This is a genomic window from Streptomyces sp. NBC_00080 (assembly GCF_045041255.1).
Lineage (GTDB): Bacteria > Actinomycetota > Actinomycetes > Streptomycetales > Streptomycetaceae > Streptomyces > Streptomyces coriariae.
The window spans coordinates 4,373,592-4,388,203 of record NZ_CP108235.1 but is presented as its reverse complement, the minus strand read 5'-3'; the positions used below and the strand labels follow the sequence as shown (position 1 = coordinate 4,388,203).

Below are 14,612 nucleotides of genomic sequence, written 5' to 3'. Positions count from 1 at the left end.
CCAGAGCGGTGGTGGCTCGCCGAGAGGGTCGGGGGGCTCGCCCAGAGGGGTGGTGGCTCGCCGAGGTCGGGGGGCTCGCCCAGAGGGGTGGTGGGGGTTAGCCCCCCGACCCGCCTCGTCGCCTGCGCCGCAGCAACTCCGCCAGCCCCCGCCGGGTAGCGGCCAGCACCACCCGATCCGAGCCCCGCAGGACATACGCGTCCGAGAGATCCCACAGCAGTCCGGACCCGCCCTGGCCCTCACGGCCGGTGTCCAGCGCCAGCACCCGCCAGTACCCCGCCCGAAACGCCTCCCCGACCGTCTTGCCCTCCAACTGCGCATGCCCCCCGACCTGCAGCGCGGCGAACAGCAACACCCGCCGCTCGACCGGGATCGCCCCCAGGATCTGCCGCCCCATCATCGCCCCGGCGAACGAGGGCGCCGCGAGATGCGTCACGCTCCGGCTCCGGGTCAGCGCCTGCGGATGCGCGGCCCGCAGGGTGCGGTACACGGCGGTCGCGAAGTCGTCGTCGTACAGCCGCAGCACCACCCGTAGATCGGGCCGCAGCGACCGCGCGTACAACGCGGCCTCCAGATTCGTCGTGTCGGAGCTGGTCACCGCGAGCAGCGCATGCGCGCGGTGGATCTTCGCGGCCTCCAGCACCCCCTCCTGCGTGACGTCCCCCAACACCACCGGCACCCGTAACCGCCGCGCCACCGCGAGCCCCCGCGCCTCCGGCCCGGCCTCGACGCACACCACGGGGATGTTCAGCTCACGCAACCGGATCAGCACCCGCGTGCCGATCTTCCCCAGCCCGAGCAGTACGACATGCCCGCCGAGACCCCGGGGCGGCCGGCGCAGGGTCCCCGTCCCGCGGAACGTCCCGAGCGCTTCCAGCACCGCCGCCAGCAGCACCGGCAGCAGCAGCAATCCCATCAGCCCGGAGAGGAGTTGCAGAACCTGGCGTTCGGTGGTGGCCCCGACGGCCGGGTCGTTGATGGCGAACAGATCCAGCAGCGTCAGATACAGCGCGCCCAGCGGATGGATGCCGGTCACCAGCCACAACGCCACCGCCAGCGCGAACACACACCCGACCAGCCCGGCCAGTGACCACCGCAGCCGCCGCGAGAACAGCGAGGCGAACGGCATCACGACCCCGACGCCCCGCCCGGCAGGCAACGCGGGCCCGGCGGAGTAGGCGACCTGCTCCAGGACGACGGACCCGCGCCTCCCGGACGCGGCCGCCTCCCGTACGGCCGCCGCGTCGGGCAACAGCAGCGGCCCCTGCTCACCGCTGGCCTCGGAACCGTCCGCGAAGGCCGGGTCGCTGCCGATCGCGGAGAGCAGCGCGAGCGTGGGCAGGCCCGGCGGGTCGGACTCCCCGGGGCCGGCCGGCGCCCGCTCCACGGCGCGCAGCAGCAGCCCGTCCGTCTGGACGACCTTGCTGGTGCCGACGACGGCGGTCGCGGCGAGCGCGGGGGCCGCGGTGTCGGCGTCGGACAGCACGGTGGTCGAGGCGTCACCGGCGGAGGCGTCATAGGCGTCACCGGTCGCGCCCGCGCCCTCGGCGGCCAACGCGGCTGCCTGGTCGAGGAGTTCCTCGATGTGCTGGCCCAACCGCCGGTTGTAGAGCCGCAGGACGAGCCGCAGCCGGGGGTTGAGCCGGCGAGCGGTGAGGGCGGCCCGGATGTTGGTCTCGTCGTCGTCGTACACGAGCGCCAGCGCGGCGGCCCGCTCCACACCCGCCTCGGCGAGCACCGCCTCGGTGGCCTCCACGGCCTCCAAGGTCCGCTGTCCGCCCGCGGGTTCGCTCGGGACGGTGGGCGTGCCGTTGCCCGCCGCGCGGTTGACGGCCGCGCTCACCACCCGGTCGAGCAGCGCCGCCGACACGGCCCGGGCCCGCCCCACGACCGGCGGCCGTACCGTCCGTTCGGCGGGCGGCACGACGAGCGTGACCTGCTCCTCGTACACCCCCCGCAGTTCGGCGGCGAGCCGGTGCGCGAGACCGTCGTCACCGCACACCACCATGTGCGCGCCGGCGGTCCCCGGCGGCTGACCCTGATTCGGAACGCTCCCCACGAGGGAGAAGACTGCCTCACCGGGACGGGAGGTTCCACGGATGAGGTGAACACCCCGTACGGAACTCCCGTATGAAAGGGGAGGGAATGCGAGAAACAGGCATCAGGGAGAACACGGAAGCCGGAGGTGCGCGACCCGTGGCCATCACCAGAGCGGCCCCGCACGAGAAGGGCGCCCGCCGGGACCGACCGCAGGCATCGCCCGCACCGCCCGCACCACCCACACCGCCCGCGCCGCTCGACGCGCCCGGGCGGCTCACCTCGCCCCTGGTCCTGACCATGCTGCTGCTCCTGATGGTGCTGCTGCAGAGCCCCATCCGGCGCGCCCTGTCCGCCCCGGTGATGCAGAGCTGGACGACGGTGTTCGTGGCGGTGGTGGTGCAGGCGCTGCCGTTCCTGGTGCTGGGGGTGCTGCTGTCGGCGGCGATCGCGGTCTACGTACCGCCCTCCTTCTTCGCCCGCGCCCTGCCGTCCCGCCCCGGACTCGCCGTGCCGGTCGCCGGGGTCGCGGGCGCGCTGCTGCCCGGCTGCGAGTGCGCGTCGGTCCCGGTGGCCGGAGCCCTGGTCCGCCGGGGCGTGACCCCGGCCGCGGCCCTCGCCTTCCTGCTCTCCGCCCCGGCGATCAACCCGATCGTGCTGACGGCGACGGCCGTGGCCTTTCCCCGCAACCCCGAGATGGTGCTGGCCCGTTTCGTCGCGAGTCTGCTCGTGGCGTGCGCGATGGGCTGGCTGTGGCAACGGCTGGGCCGCACGGACTGGTTGCGGCTGCCGGCTCACGCGCCGCACGAGGGGGAGACCAAGGGGGCCGCGTTCTGGGACTCGGTACGGCACGACGTGATGCACGCCGGCGGCTTCCTGGTCCTGGGCGCGATGGCGGCGGCGACCCTGAAGGCCGTCGCCCCGGAGAGCTGGCTGCGCACGGCCGCGGAGAACCCGGCGGTCGCCGTCCTGACGCTGGCCGTCCTCGCGGTGGTCCTCTCCATCTGTTCGGAGGCGGACGCGTTCGTGGCCGCGTCCCTGACCCAGTTCTCCCTCACGGCCCGGCTGGCCTTCCTGGTGGTCGGCCCGATGATCGACCTCAAACTGTTCGCGATGCAGGCGGGCACCTTCGGCCGGGGCTTCGCGCTGCGCTTCGCCCCGGCGACCTTCGCGCTGGCCATCGTGTCGGCGGTCCTGACGGGATGGGTCCTGCTGTGAACCGACAGTCCCAGGCGGCCGTCCTCTTCCTCCTCGGCGCGGCCCTGCTGCACGCCGGAACCACCGATCTCTACCTCCGCTACGTCAAGGCGGGCCTGCGCCCGCTGCTGCTGGCGTCCGGCGTGATCCTGATCGTCACAGCGCTGGCGACGGCCTGGTACGAACACCGCAGGACGAAGACGAAGCACGAGCAGGAACAGGGGCAGCAGGAACAGGGACAGCGAGAACAGGGGCAGCAGGAACGGGAGCACCGGAAGGCAGACGCGGAGACCCCCGCCGCTTCCGAACACCTCACGCCCGAACACACCCACGCCGGGCACGCCCACCCCGAACCCCGGGTCTCCTGGCTCCTGATCCTCCCCCTCCTGGCCCTGATCCTGGTCGCCCCGCCGGCCCTGGGCTCGTACAGCGCGACCCGCACGGGTACGGCCCTCCAGGAGCCTCTCGCCTACCCGGCCCTCCCCGCCACGGACCCGTTGCCCCTGAGCGTCGTCGACTACGCGGGCCGTGCCGTATACGACCGCGGCCGCACCCTCACCGGCCGCGAGGTCCGCCTGACCGGCTTCGTGGCCCTGGACCACGACGGCACGCCCTATCTGGTCCGCATGGCCCTCAACTGCTGCGCCGCCGACGCCCAGCCGGTCAAGGTCGGCCTGACCGGCCACATCCCCCCGGTCCTCCAGCCGGACACCTGGCTGACGATCACCGGCGCCTACACCCCTCGCACCACCCACGACCCGGTCAACGACGGCCCCATCCCCTTCATCGAGGTCACCACCGCCACCCCGACCCCGACCCCGCGGGACCCCTACGACGAGTCGTGGAACAACTGAGGGGTGGAACTCTCCGCGATACGGCCCGGTTAAGGCTCCCTCAACCCCTGGTGGCCGGGCGGTTAGCGCCTCATGATGGGGCCATGACGGCGGCCTCGCGTGCCTTGACACGACTGGCGACCTGGCCCGACCTCGCGGAGGTCCGGCCCAGCTGCGGCACCGGTCGGGCGTTGCGCTCGGGCCGGGCCGAGATCGCGCACTTCCACTCCGACCGGAGTGTCGACCTGCATCTCACCGGCAAGGCGATCCACCGGTTCGAGCGGGACCTGAGGCACTCCAGCGCGATCCGGCTGCTGCCCGGTTCGCCCTGGGTGACCGTCCATCTGGAGTGCGAGACGGACATCGACCTGCTCATGACGCTGGTCAGCGCCGCCCTCCAGGCCCACCAAAGGCACCCGGACCTGGACCTCACCGCCCTTCCGCGCTGCAACGAGCACCGGGAAGTGGCGCTCACCCGTGACAGCGTCGGCGGCATCTAGACCTCCGAGGCGCCTTTCACCCGGTGCCGCAGTCCGTGCCGGTCGGCAGCTGCCCGCCCCGGCCGTCTGGTGAGCTGACGGTCCGTCAGTTATGGTCGCCCTGGCGTGCTGAAGCCATCACCCATACCGACGCCGACGCCGATACCGATACGGAAGGGGCGAGCGCCATGGAGACCGAACCGGATCGTCCGACCCGTCCCCCGAGCCCGCAGCCGCCGGGCGTCCCCCGCTGGGTGGCGATGTTCTACGACCCGGCCTCGACCTCGTGGCGGCCGGGCGCCGAATCCCCCGACCGCACCCCCGTGCTGTACGCGATCGGCGAGATGACGCAGGTCAAGCGGGCCCGGGGCGACGAGGTCGCCGTCGCTCTGTGGGGGCCGAAGGACGGTGAGTGGCAGCGCTACGACCCGTCCCCGGCCGCGGCCGCGCCGGAGGCCGCGCCCCCGCCGCCGGGCGACGGCGCCGCACGGCCCGGCCACGCCAAGCTCGCGGAACGCATGGAGGACCGCCGGCACCAGGTCCTCATGGCGGGCCTGAGCAAGGCGGGCCTCTACGATCTCGCGCCGGACGACGTGACGGCCGTCCGGACCCTGGTCGACCAGGTGGACGAGGCCACGCTGCGCAGGGTCGCCCACTGGATGGCCTTGGCCGGCGGGCCGGTTGAGTGAGGGGGCCGGAGGGCAGACACGTCGTATGACGGTCTCCGTGAACCGCGAACTCTGTTACGGCTCCGGCGAGTGCGCCTTCCGCCTGCCCTCCGTCTTCACCACGGCGGACGACGGGTTCGGAGCCGTCGTCCCGGGACGCGAGGACACGGGCGACGACCCGGAGGTGCGGGACGCGGCCGAGCGCTGCCCGTCGCAGGCCATCAGTCTCTGAGGGCGCCCCCGGGCGGGTAGCTCCAGCGGAAGGACTCCAGCGCGCGGGTCCGCGCCTCCACCACCGCCATGCGCGCCTCCCGTTCGACGGGGTCGACATGTGCGGACTGGCCCGTCACCTGACCGTCCCACTTGCGGTAGAGCAGCCCGGTCCGCGCCGAGAACCAGCCGCGGCTCACCGAGTTGAGCGCCAGCAGGACACCGGTGTCCTCGGACGCGGGGAGGGCCATCCAGCCGCCGAGCGCGGTCAGCAGGTCCCGCCGTACGAAGAGACTCGCGGGGTGCACCGGCGCGCGGAAGCCGTTCGCCTTCCAGTGGTCGAGGACGGCCCCCCGCTCGATCGGCCCCTCGGCGGGATCGCCGGGAAAGCCGATCGTGGAGCCGTCCGGCAGGAGGTCCAGGGCGCTCGAGGTCGCCCAGCCGAGGCCAGGATCCCGTTCCAGGGCGGCCAGATCGCGGGCCAGGGTGCCGGGCGCGAGCCGGTCGTCGGCGTCCAGGACCTTCACGTACTCGCCCTCGGCGTGCGCGAGCGCGATCGTGCGGGCGACTCCCGGTCCGCCCGGACGTCCCTGACGGAAGGTCACCCGGGTGTCGTCCGGGATGTGGGGCGCGACCTCGTCCGTCGTGCCGTCCTCCTGGATCACCCAGCGCCAGTCCCAGCCCGCGGGTAACTCCTGGGTGCGCAGCGACTCGTAGGCCTCGGGCAGATACCGGGCCGAAGGGGCGTGCACTGCGGTGACTATGACGATGCGTCGGCTCACGAGGGCACTTCCGGGCAAAGTTCCGGGAGATCCAGGCGCCCTGAGCGCTCGCGCCCCCCGTGGTCACGGACCGCGATCACTCTGCTGGGTATCGGCACCTCGCCAGCCTACGACTCCCGGTCACCGGAACTCACCGAGGGTGCACCGAGGGGGCTCACCGGGACGGGCCGGGCGGGAAAGGGGGCGGGGGAACGCGGGACCGGCCGGGAGAACGGCAGGAAAAGGCCCGGTCGCTGGCGACGGGGGATGCACCAGCGACCGGGCTATGGCCAAGGCTAACAAGGTGGCCGGGTCGGCGGGAGCCGACTTCTCAGCTGCTCCGCCGTTGTGATCGGGATCACTCTCCCGGTCAGTCCTCGCAGGGCGGCTCGTAGGAGAGCCGGGGCAGGTATTCGTGCCACTTGTCGGCCGTCAGCACGCCTCGCGTGGTCGCGCAGATACGGCTGATCGCCGCGTCGACGTCCAGGTTCCACAGCCGTACGGTGTCGGCGCCGCTGGAGACGCCGAGCATGTGGCTGCTGGGGCTGAAGGACAGGAAGTTGCCGGTCTTGGCGTTGGGGCTCATCGACTGCCCGATGGGGGAGGCCCCGGTCGGGTCGGTCACGTTCCACAGCCGGATCGTGTTGTCGTTGCCGCCGCTGGCGAGGGTGTCGCCGTCCTGGCTGAAGGTCAGCGACACGACCGCCTCGGTGTGGCCGGTGAGGGGCGAGCCCCGCCGGGACGCCTGCGCCGGGTCGGTCACGTCCCACAGCCGTACCGTGTCGTCGTCGCTGCCGCTGGCCAGCGTGTGGCCGTCCGGGCTGTAGACGAGCGCGTTGACCGGGCCGACGTGCCCGGTGAGCGGCTTGCCGACGGGCGTGGTGTGCCGGGGGTCGGTCACGTTCCACAGCCGTACGGTGTGGTCCGCGCTGCCGCTGGCGAGGGTGCGTCCGTCCGGGCTGAACACGAGGGCGTTGACGAACCCCTTGTGCCCGGTGAGCGGGGAGCCGAGCGCGGTGGCGTGGGCGGGGTCGCCGACGTCCCACAGCTGGATGGTGCGGTCGTCGTAGGCGGTCGCCAGCGTGCGTCCGTCCGGCGCGAAGGCCAGTGCGTCGGGGCCCAGGAACCGGGTGCGCAGCTCGACGGGCGGCCCCGCGGAGACCGGCCGGGCCGGGTCGGTGACGTCCCACAGGTACACCGCCCGGTTGGCCGTCAGCACCGCGAGCGTACGGCCGTCGGGTGAGAACGCGAGCGTGCGCTCGCTGCCGTCGTCGGGCATGAAGGGCGCGCCCAGTGTGACGGGCCGGTCGGGGTCCGCCACGTTCCACAGCCGGACCCTGCCGTCGCGGGCGGCCGTGGCCAGCACCCGCCCGTCCGGCCGGAAGGCGCCGCTGCGGCCGATCATGTCCGCCGTCGGGATCGACCAGAGCCGGACCTTGCTGTCGCCGTTGCCGGTGGCGAGGGTCCGGCCGTCGGGGCTGAAACCGACGGCGTACATCTCGCCGCTGCCCCCCGCGAGCGGCTCGCCGACCTGCGAGGGGTACGCCGGGTCGCTCACGTTCCACAGGGTGGCCGTGCTGTCCGCGCTGCCGGCGGCCAGCATGGTCCCGGCGGGGTTGAACGCGACCGACCACACGGGTCCTGTGTGCCCGGTGAGCGGTGGGCCGAGCTGGGTCGCCCGGCCGGGGTCGGTCACGTTCCACAGCCGGATGGTGTCGTCCGCGCTGCCGCTGGCGAGGGTGTCCCCGTCGGGGCTGAAGTCCAGCGAGTGCACGGTGTCGGTGTGACCCGCCAGGACCCTGTCGATGCGCTCAGGCCTGCGCGGGTCCGTCGTGTCCCACAGCCGGATCGTGTTGTCGTCGCCGCCGGCCGCGAGGGTCCGGCCGTCCGGGCTGAACGCCACGGAGCGCACGGCGGCCGTGTGGCCGGTCAGCGCGCCGAGCGCCCTCGGCCGGCCCGGTGCGGTCATGTCCCACAGCCGGACGGTGTGGTCCTCGCCCGCGGAGGCCAGGGTCCGCCCGTCCGGGCTGAAGGCGAGCAGGTAGATCGTGCCGGTGTGGCCGGTCAGGGGCTTCCCGAGCGGGCGCGGGCGGGCGGGATCCCGGACGTCCCACAGCCGGACGGTGCCGTCGTCGCCCGCGCCGGCGAGGGTGTGGCCGTCCGGGCTGAACACCGCGCTGCTCACCCAGCTCCGGTGGCCGGTGAGGGGCTTGCCCAGGGGCTTGGGACGGGACCGGTCGCCGACGTCCCACAGCCGGACGGTCCGGTCGTAGCTGGCGGTGGCCAGGACCTTGCCGTCCGGACTGAACGAGGTGAGGTAGACGGCACCGGTGTGGCCGAGGAGCGGTGTGGCCAGCGGCGCGTTCACGATCGAGATCAGACGGTTGTTGGTGCCCGCGTCGTCCGGCCGCAGGTCGTGCGCCACCAGGTCGAGCTGCGCGGACAGCGACGGATCCGTGTACTGGACGCGGTCGGCCTCCGCGACCACCTGCTCGAACACGGCGTCGTTGCGCTGCTGCCAGGCGACCACGGCCGCGCCGACGGCGAGGATCGCCAGCACCACCAGCGCCGACACGGCGCCCCGGCTGATCCACACGATGCGCCTGCGCAGCCTGACCGACGCGGCCAGGAACTCCACCGCGCTGCGGGTCAGGAAGGTGTCGCCGGCGGACTTCGCCCAACTGTGGGCCTGCTCCAGCCGGGAGCCCCGGTAGAGCAGCGCCGCGTCACGGTTCGAGCCGTCCCAGGCCCGGCCGTCCTCCTCCAGCCGCTGACGCAGCAGATGGTCGCTGCGGTCCTCGTCGATCCAGTCGCGCAGCCGCGGCCAGGCGTGCAGCAGCGCCTCGTGGGTGATCTCGACGGTCTCCGCGTCGAGGGTCACGAGCCGGGCGCGCACCAGGGCCTCCAGCGACTCCTCCGTCTTGCCGGGATCGGCCGATTCCTCCGCCAGCTGCCGACGGGTGCCCCGGCGCCGGGTGGCCTGGGTGTCCTCGCCGAGCCGGACCAGCCGCATCAGGAGCAGCCGGGCGGCCGTACGCGCCGCCGGGTCGAGCCCGGACCAGGCCCGCTCGGCGGTCGCCGCCACCGCGCCCTGGATGCCGCCCGCCGCGCGATAGCCGGCCAGTGTCAGCCGTCCCGCCTTCCGGCGCTGCCAGGTGGCGAGCAGGGCGTGCGAGAGAAGGGGAAGCGCGCCCGCGTGCGCTCCGCGCGGACCGTCGACGGTCACCTCACGGATGATCAGCTCCGCCAGCCCGGGCTCGAGCTCCAGCCCCACGGCCCTGGCCGGCCCGGTCACCGCCTCGCGCAGCTCCGAAGTGGACAACGGCCCCAGCACCATGTGCCGGTGCTGGAGCGCGTCGGAGAGTTCGGGGTGGCTGAGGCACTCCTCGTAGAAGTCGGCGCGGACACCGAGGACGACGAGGACGGGGGGCGGTAACGGCGTGCCGTCCGTGCCGGGGTCGGGGCCGGCAGGGGTGCAGGCGTCGTGCAGGAGCTGGATGAAGAGGCGCCGGTCCGCCTCGTCGGGACAGAGGGTGAAGGCCTCCTCGAACTGGTCGACGATGATGACGGGGCGGGCGGGGAGACCGGAGGGGTCGGAGAGACCGGAGGGGTCGGAGAGGTCGGACGCTTCGGAGGTGGTGGACGCTTCGGAGGAGGCGGCCGTGTCTCGTCGCGCCCAGGCGGTGACGGCCTCCCGGACGGCCCGCGCGAAGCCGGGGGTGCCGGGTTTCCCGCCGGGAGCCGTGGCTGTGGTCGGTGCCGAGGTCGAGCCAGGGGCAGAGGCCGATGCCGATGTGGTGAAAGGGGCGAGCTCGGGGATACGGCTGGTCAGCTCGGCGAGCGGATCGGCGCCCGGCACCAGTTGCAGGACCCGCGCGGAGTCGTCGGCCTTGGCTGCCCGGCCGCTGCGGTGCCGGTCGGCTGCCGTACCGGCCGCACCGTTCTGGAGGGCGGGCACGAGACCGGCGCTGAGCAGGGATGACTTGCCCGCCCCGGAGGCGCCGACCAGCATGACCAGGCCGCCCGTCCGTTCCGCCGCGCGAAGCTGGGCGACGAGGGCGTCCGTGCTCCGTTCCCGGCCGAAGAACCAACGGGCGTCCTGCTCGCGGTACGAGGCGAGCCCGCGATAGGGGCACACCCCTCCGGGGACACCCTGAGCCTCGGCCGCCGGCCGCTCGCCTTCCTCTTCCGTCACCGGGGCGACGGGGGTGTCGCCGAGGACCGGATCGGCCACCGCCCGCTCCCACAGCCGCTGCCACTGGCCGAGGTCGTACAGCCCGGTGGACACCGGTGCGGGCCGCGCGCGCCGTGCCTCGGGTATCAGGACGTGCAGTACGGCGGCGAGGGCGGCGAACTGGGCGGGTACGTTCCTGGCCCGTCGCCAGTCGCTGATCCGCTGGGTGGACACCCTTACGGGCCGTCCCCGCTCGTCGACCCGCTGGAGTCGGGCGACCGTCTCGGACACGCGCTTGAGCGGTGGGTTGCCGGCCTCCTTGTACAGCAGCGCGAGTCGTTCCGCGAAGGCTGTGCGTGCGCCCGAGTCGGAACTCAAGGCCTCCACCCCTAACTTCCCCCGCACCTGCAATCCGGACCGGAAAAACCACTTTATATGGCTGACCTGCGGTTAAGTGGCTGACCGGACATCGGATCCTCCTCGGTTCGGGCCTCAGCTGGCAGGATCCGGAGGCAGAAGCGCATGAACCGGGCGTAACGCGGGCGACCGCGCGCCCGGCGCGCGAACCGCGCCGTCATGGCGTGGTCGACTCCACCCGCACCGTTCGTCACCGGTCCGCACGAGGGGAGGGACCGGTGGCCAACGGTGCGGCGTGTGACGATCCTCGGGTTTCGACGAGCCGACGGTGGAGGACGAGGGCTCCCCGCTACCGCCGGGTCGAGCCCGGGTCGTCGGGACCCGGTGGGTGAAGAACAGGGCGAGGACCCCGGACCGCACGACCCTGCGCGGTGAGACGTCGGGGAGGAGCCGCGGGATCAGGATCGCGGCGGCCGGCAGTCCGGGGGCCGGCCGGGTGGCGGCTCGGCGGGCCGACCGCGACCCGGCCGCCCACGCGTCAGCGTTCCCGCGGGGCCGTGCACAGGGCCCAGATCACGAAGGCGTACAGCGCGATCAGGGTGAGCGACCAGACGGGGTAGTACGGGATCGACAGGAAGTTGGCGATGATCAGCAGCCCCGCGATGCCGACCGCGACGACCCGCGCCCAGGTGGCACGCGAGAAGAGACCGACGCTCACGCCGATGGCGATCACGCCGAGGACGAGCTGGATCCAGCCCCAGCTCGTCAGGTCGAACTTGAAGACGTAGTTGGGGGTGGAGACGTAGATGTCGTCGTCGGCGATGGCCATGATGCCTCGGAACAGATCGAGGACACCGGCGATGAACAGCATCACGCCGGCGAACGTCACCAGCCCGCCGGCGGTCGCTTCGGACGCGGACGACCTGTGGTGTGCCGTGCTCGTGGTCATGGCGGATTCCTCACTTCGTCGGTGATGCGCGATGTGCGGCACTGCCTTCTCCGAGCCTGTGGCGTGGCCGGCGCGGGGAGATCACCCGGGGCGGGTGAAGTTTGCGGCGCGGATCCCTGGTGCCCTGTAAGCGGACACACCGGCGATGCGGCAGGCGTCCGGGCGCTCGCACGGGACGACGCCGACCGCGCTCCCGTCGAGGCGCCGGCACGCGGACCGCTCATGATCGGCCGAAGGGAGCCCCCGACCTCGCCATGGCCATGACCTTCGTCGGCGCCCCGGGCGTCCGGCGAGACCACCCCACGGAGCCGCAGCCATGACCGACAACCAACTGGACGGACACGACGTGCGGCACCGCGCCCCGAAGGAACGGGCCGCGCTCGGCAAGGCCGCGCGCGCGAACGCGCCCCGCTCCAGCCACGCCGAGTTCGCGCCCGGACCGAAGCGGCCGGACCCCTTGAAGATCATCGAGAAGCAGTCGGCGACCCGGCTGCCCGGCCTCGTGCCGATCCGCTACAGCAGGATGTCCGAGTCGCCGTTCCGGTTCTACCGGGGGGCCGCCGCCATCATGGCGTCCGATCTCGCGAACACCCCCACAACGGGGCTGCGCACCCAACTGTGCGGTGACGCCCACATGCTGAACTTCCGGCTGCTGGCCTCACCCGAGCGGCGCCTCATGTTCGACATCAACGACTTCGACGAGACGCTGCCGGGCCCCTGGGAGTGGGACGTCAAGCGCCTGGCCGCGAGCCTCGTCATCGCGGGCCGGGCGAACGGCTTCAGCACGAAGGAGCGGGCCAGGATCGTACGGGCCACCGTGCGGTCGTACCGGGAGAGCATGCGGTCCTTCGCCGGACTCGGCAACCTGGCGGTCTGGTACGCCCAGTTCGACGTCAACTGGGTACGGGACCGGTTCGGGGCGGACCTGTCGGCGCGGGGCCGCGAGCGGTGGGCGCAGGCCGTGACCAAGGCGCTCTCGCACGACACCCTCCAGGTCTTCGACAAGCTCACCCACGTCGTCGACGGCAGGCGCCTCATCGCCCCCGACCCCCCGCTCATCACCCGGCTCGACGACCTGCTGCCCGGTGAAGGCCGCGGTGGCGACGTGGAGAAGGGGATCCGTCGGCTGATCGAGCGCTACGGCCAGTCCATCCAGTCGGACCGGCGGTACCTGCTGGAGCAGTACCGGGTGGCCGACATGGCCCGCAAGGTCGTCGGCGTGGGCAGCGTCGGCACCCGCTGCTGGATCGTGCTGCTGCTCGGCAGGGACGACGAGGATCCGCTGTTCCTACAGGCCAAGGAGGCCGATGAGTCGGTGCTGGCGCCCTTCGCCGGGGTGAGCACGTACCGGACGCAGGGCGAGCGGGTGGTCGCCGGACAGCGGCTGATGCAGGCCACCAGCGACATCTTCCTGGGCTGGGAGCGGGTCGAGGGCATCGACGGCCGGCGACGGGACTTCTACGTACGGCAGTTGCGGGACTGGAAGTGGGTCGCCGTGGCCGAGGACATGGTGCCCCGCGGCATGCGCACCTTCGGCGCGCTGTGCGGCGCGACGCTGGCCCGGGCCCACGCGAGATCCGGCGACCGGATCGCCATCGCCGCCTACCTGGGCGGGGGCGACAGCTTCGACCGGGCGCTGGTGACCTTCGCCGAGCAGTACGCCGACCAGAACGAGCGCGACCACGAGGCACTCGTCACCGCCGTCAAGGAGGGGCGACTGCCGGCCCAGGCGGCCTGAAGGCGGGCGCGCCCGACAGGCGCGGAGGTGGCTCACGGCCGCACCCCGCACCCCGCACCGGCCGGGCGGAAGGCTTCCGTCCCACCGCCTCCGTCCCACCGCCTCAGGCCACCTGCCGCAGGCCACCTGCCTCTGGCCGATCCAGCACGACCTTTCTCCTGAGCCGCCGCAACGGTGACGGCGCGGCGGGCCCCGGCCCGAGGTCCCGGAGCGGACCGTCGTCATGGATCCGCGTCGTCCCGGGGCGCGGGGGAGTAGGTTGGTGGAGCGAGGATCCTTCGTATACCGGCGTTCAGGCCGGTCTCGTCCTCCTGGTTCGACCACACCGGGTGCTCCGCGCTCGAGGCAGGTTCCGCCTTATGGCAGCCGAAGCCGCTCACCGGTCCGATCGTGCCTCGGCCGCGCCGAGGGTGTCGTCCTACCCCGCGGTCGCCCGGCAGGCCGCCGACGCGCTCCGCTGGTTCTTCGCCTGTGACGACACCGGGAGTTCTCCCGCGAGGCGCGAAGACGACGGCTCGCGCGGACAGTCCTTCGTGGACGGCAGAAGCCGCTGATGGCCGCCCCCGCGGCACCTCCGTCCCCCTCCGGCAGGGCAGCGCTTCCCCCGACCGCGCCCTCGCCGGAGGGGCCCACCCCCGAACGAAGCGTGCTTCCCGACGGGTTCACGCCCACCGAGGCGCAAGGTCCTGGCTGTTCACGCCTGCCCGCCGATCACTGCCCACCGCCCACTGCACACCGCCCACTGACGCGACCGCCGTACGGCAGCCGACAGGAGCAGGTATGACCATCGCACTACAGCCCCCGCTTCCCTCCCATCCCCTCCTCCGCCTGAGCCTGGCGCCCCGAGGCGCCATGCCACGGCCCATCGACGGTGCGTGGTGGCCCCGCTCCTACGACCTGCTCACCGAACTCCCCCGTCTCCTGGGCGGACTGCCGCCCGAGTGGGGCCAGGTCACCAGCGTCACGGTCAGCGGGTCGAAGTGGTCCGCGACGCCCGGCCGGACCCTCGTCTGCAACCAGGTCGTACGACTGCGCAGAACCGTGACGGCGTCCGCCCCGGACACCGTCGTCCTGCTCGCGCCCGGCCAAGGGCGCTGGGATCTGCTGGTCGTCCCTCCGGACACCACCGAGCAGGCCGCACAGTTGTCCATGGCGGCCGCGGCAGACGCTCACTCCTGACATCGCTCGGACGACTGCACCCCCGGCGCC

Annotated in this window: 12 protein-coding genes; 8 read left to right on the top strand and 4 right to left on the bottom strand. The window is 73.0% G+C overall.

Annotated features, from left to right (window positions below; translation table 11 throughout):
• Positions 1-97: 97 nt before the first annotated feature.
• A complete protein-coding gene (locus tag OHU34_RS19505) occupies positions 98-2,008 on the bottom strand; it encodes an NAD-binding protein (RefSeq protein ID WP_142267974.1) in 1,911 nt (636 codons plus the stop codon).
• Between the two features lie 188 nt (positions 2,009-2,196).
• Between OHU34_RS19505 and OHU34_RS19500 the strand changes: the two genes are divergently transcribed.
• The 5 genes from OHU34_RS19500 to OHU34_RS19480 all read left to right on the top strand — a co-directional run bounded on the left by OHU34_RS19500 (position 2,197) and on the right by OHU34_RS19480 (position 5,446).
• Complete coding sequence (locus OHU34_RS19500; protein ID WP_230195041.1) at positions 2,197-3,255, top strand: permease; 1,059 nt, start codon at positions 2,197-2,199, stop codon at positions 3,253-3,255.
• On the top strand, positions 3,252-4,088 hold the full coding sequence (locus OHU34_RS19495; RefSeq protein WP_405767494.1) for a TIGR03943 family putative permease subunit: 837 nt from the start codon (positions 3,252-3,254) through the stop codon (positions 4,086-4,088). The genes OHU34_RS19500 and OHU34_RS19495 overlap by 4 nt, the downstream gene beginning before the upstream one ends.
• 83 nt (positions 4,089-4,171) lie before the next feature.
• Positions 4,172-4,567 (top strand): luciferase family protein, encoded by a 396-nt coding sequence (locus OHU34_RS19490; protein WP_142265419.1) that lies wholly within the window; start codon positions 4,172-4,174, stop codon positions 4,565-4,567.
• 167 nt (positions 4,568-4,734) lie between these two features.
• Positions 4,735-5,235 carry a hypothetical protein gene (locus OHU34_RS19485; RefSeq protein ID WP_142265420.1) on the top strand — a complete coding sequence of 167 codons (501 nt, stop codon included), beginning with the start codon at positions 4,735-4,737 and terminating at the stop codon, positions 5,233-5,235.
• Positions 5,236-5,260: 25 nt separating this feature from the next.
• Positions 5,261-5,446 (top strand): ferredoxin, encoded by a 186-nt coding sequence (locus OHU34_RS19480; protein ID WP_020129245.1) that lies wholly within the window; start codon positions 5,261-5,263, stop codon positions 5,444-5,446.
• Here the strand turns inward: OHU34_RS19480 and OHU34_RS19475 are convergent.
• The 3 genes from OHU34_RS19475 to OHU34_RS19465 all read right to left on the bottom strand — a co-directional run bounded on the left by OHU34_RS19475 (position 5,436) and on the right by OHU34_RS19465 (position 11,665).
• Positions 5,436-6,206, bottom strand: a complete 771-nt coding sequence (locus OHU34_RS19475; protein ID WP_142265421.1) for a glycosyltransferase family 2 protein — start codon at positions 6,204-6,206, stop codon at positions 5,436-5,438. The two genes, OHU34_RS19480 and OHU34_RS19475, sit on opposite strands and share 11 nt — an antisense overlap.
• Positions 6,207-6,555: 349 nt before the next feature.
• Positions 6,556-10,746 (bottom strand): hypothetical protein, encoded by a 4,191-nt coding sequence (locus tag OHU34_RS19470; protein WP_405767491.1) that lies wholly within the window; start codon positions 10,744-10,746, stop codon positions 6,556-6,558.
• Positions 10,747-11,254: 508 nt separating this feature from the next.
• Positions 11,255-11,665, bottom strand: coding sequence for a hypothetical protein (locus tag OHU34_RS19465; RefSeq protein WP_142265424.1), 411 nt, complete (start codon positions 11,663-11,665; stop codon positions 11,255-11,257).
• A gap of 316 nt (positions 11,666-11,981) precedes the next feature.
• Between OHU34_RS19465 and OHU34_RS19460 the strand changes: the two genes are divergently transcribed.
• The 3 genes from OHU34_RS19460 (at position 11,982) to OHU34_RS19450 (ending at position 14,582) form a co-directional block, all read left to right on the top strand.
• Positions 11,982-13,403 (top strand): DUF2252 domain-containing protein, encoded by a 1,422-nt coding sequence (locus OHU34_RS19460; protein ID WP_230195039.1) that lies wholly within the window; start codon positions 11,982-11,984, stop codon positions 13,401-13,403.
• A 359-nt stretch (positions 13,404-13,762) separates the two neighbouring features.
• Positions 13,763-13,957: a hypothetical protein gene (locus OHU34_RS19455; RefSeq protein WP_020129254.1), complete on the top strand. Its 195-nt coding sequence runs from the start codon at positions 13,763-13,765 to the stop codon at positions 13,955-13,957.
• A 226-nt stretch (positions 13,958-14,183) separates the two neighbouring features.
• The gene (locus tag OHU34_RS19450) at positions 14,184-14,582 is read left to right on the top strand and encodes a DUF5994 family protein (protein WP_230195038.1); all 399 of its coding nucleotides are present in this window, start codon (positions 14,184-14,186) and stop codon (positions 14,580-14,582) included.
• Positions 14,583-14,612 lie beyond the last annotated feature (30 nt).

Coding starts and splice junctions, on each gene's coding strand:
- OHU34_RS19480 (WP_020129245.1), top strand. CDS start 5,261: ATGACGGTCTCCGTGAACCGCGAACTCTGTTACGGCTCCGGCGAGTGC.
- OHU34_RS19455 (WP_020129254.1), top strand. CDS start 13,763: ATGGCAGCCGAAGCCGCTCACCGGTCCGATCGTGCCTCGGCCGCGCCG.
- OHU34_RS19505 (WP_142267974.1), bottom strand. CDS start 2,008: ATGGTGGTGTGCGGTGACGACGGTCTCGCGCACCGGCTCGCCGCCGAA.
- OHU34_RS19450 (WP_230195038.1), top strand. CDS start 14,184: ATGACCATCGCACTACAGCCCCCGCTTCCCTCCCATCCCCTCCTCCGC.
- OHU34_RS19465 (WP_142265424.1), bottom strand. CDS start 11,665: ATGACCACGAGCACGGCACACCACAGGTCGTCCGCGTCCGAAGCGACC.
- OHU34_RS19485 (WP_142265420.1), top strand. CDS start 4,735: ATGGAGACCGAACCGGATCGTCCGACCCGTCCCCCGAGCCCGCAGCCG.
- OHU34_RS19460 (WP_230195039.1), top strand. CDS start 11,982: ATGACCGACAACCAACTGGACGGACACGACGTGCGGCACCGCGCCCCG.
- OHU34_RS19490 (WP_142265419.1), top strand. CDS start 4,172: ATGACGGCGGCCTCGCGTGCCTTGACACGACTGGCGACCTGGCCCGAC.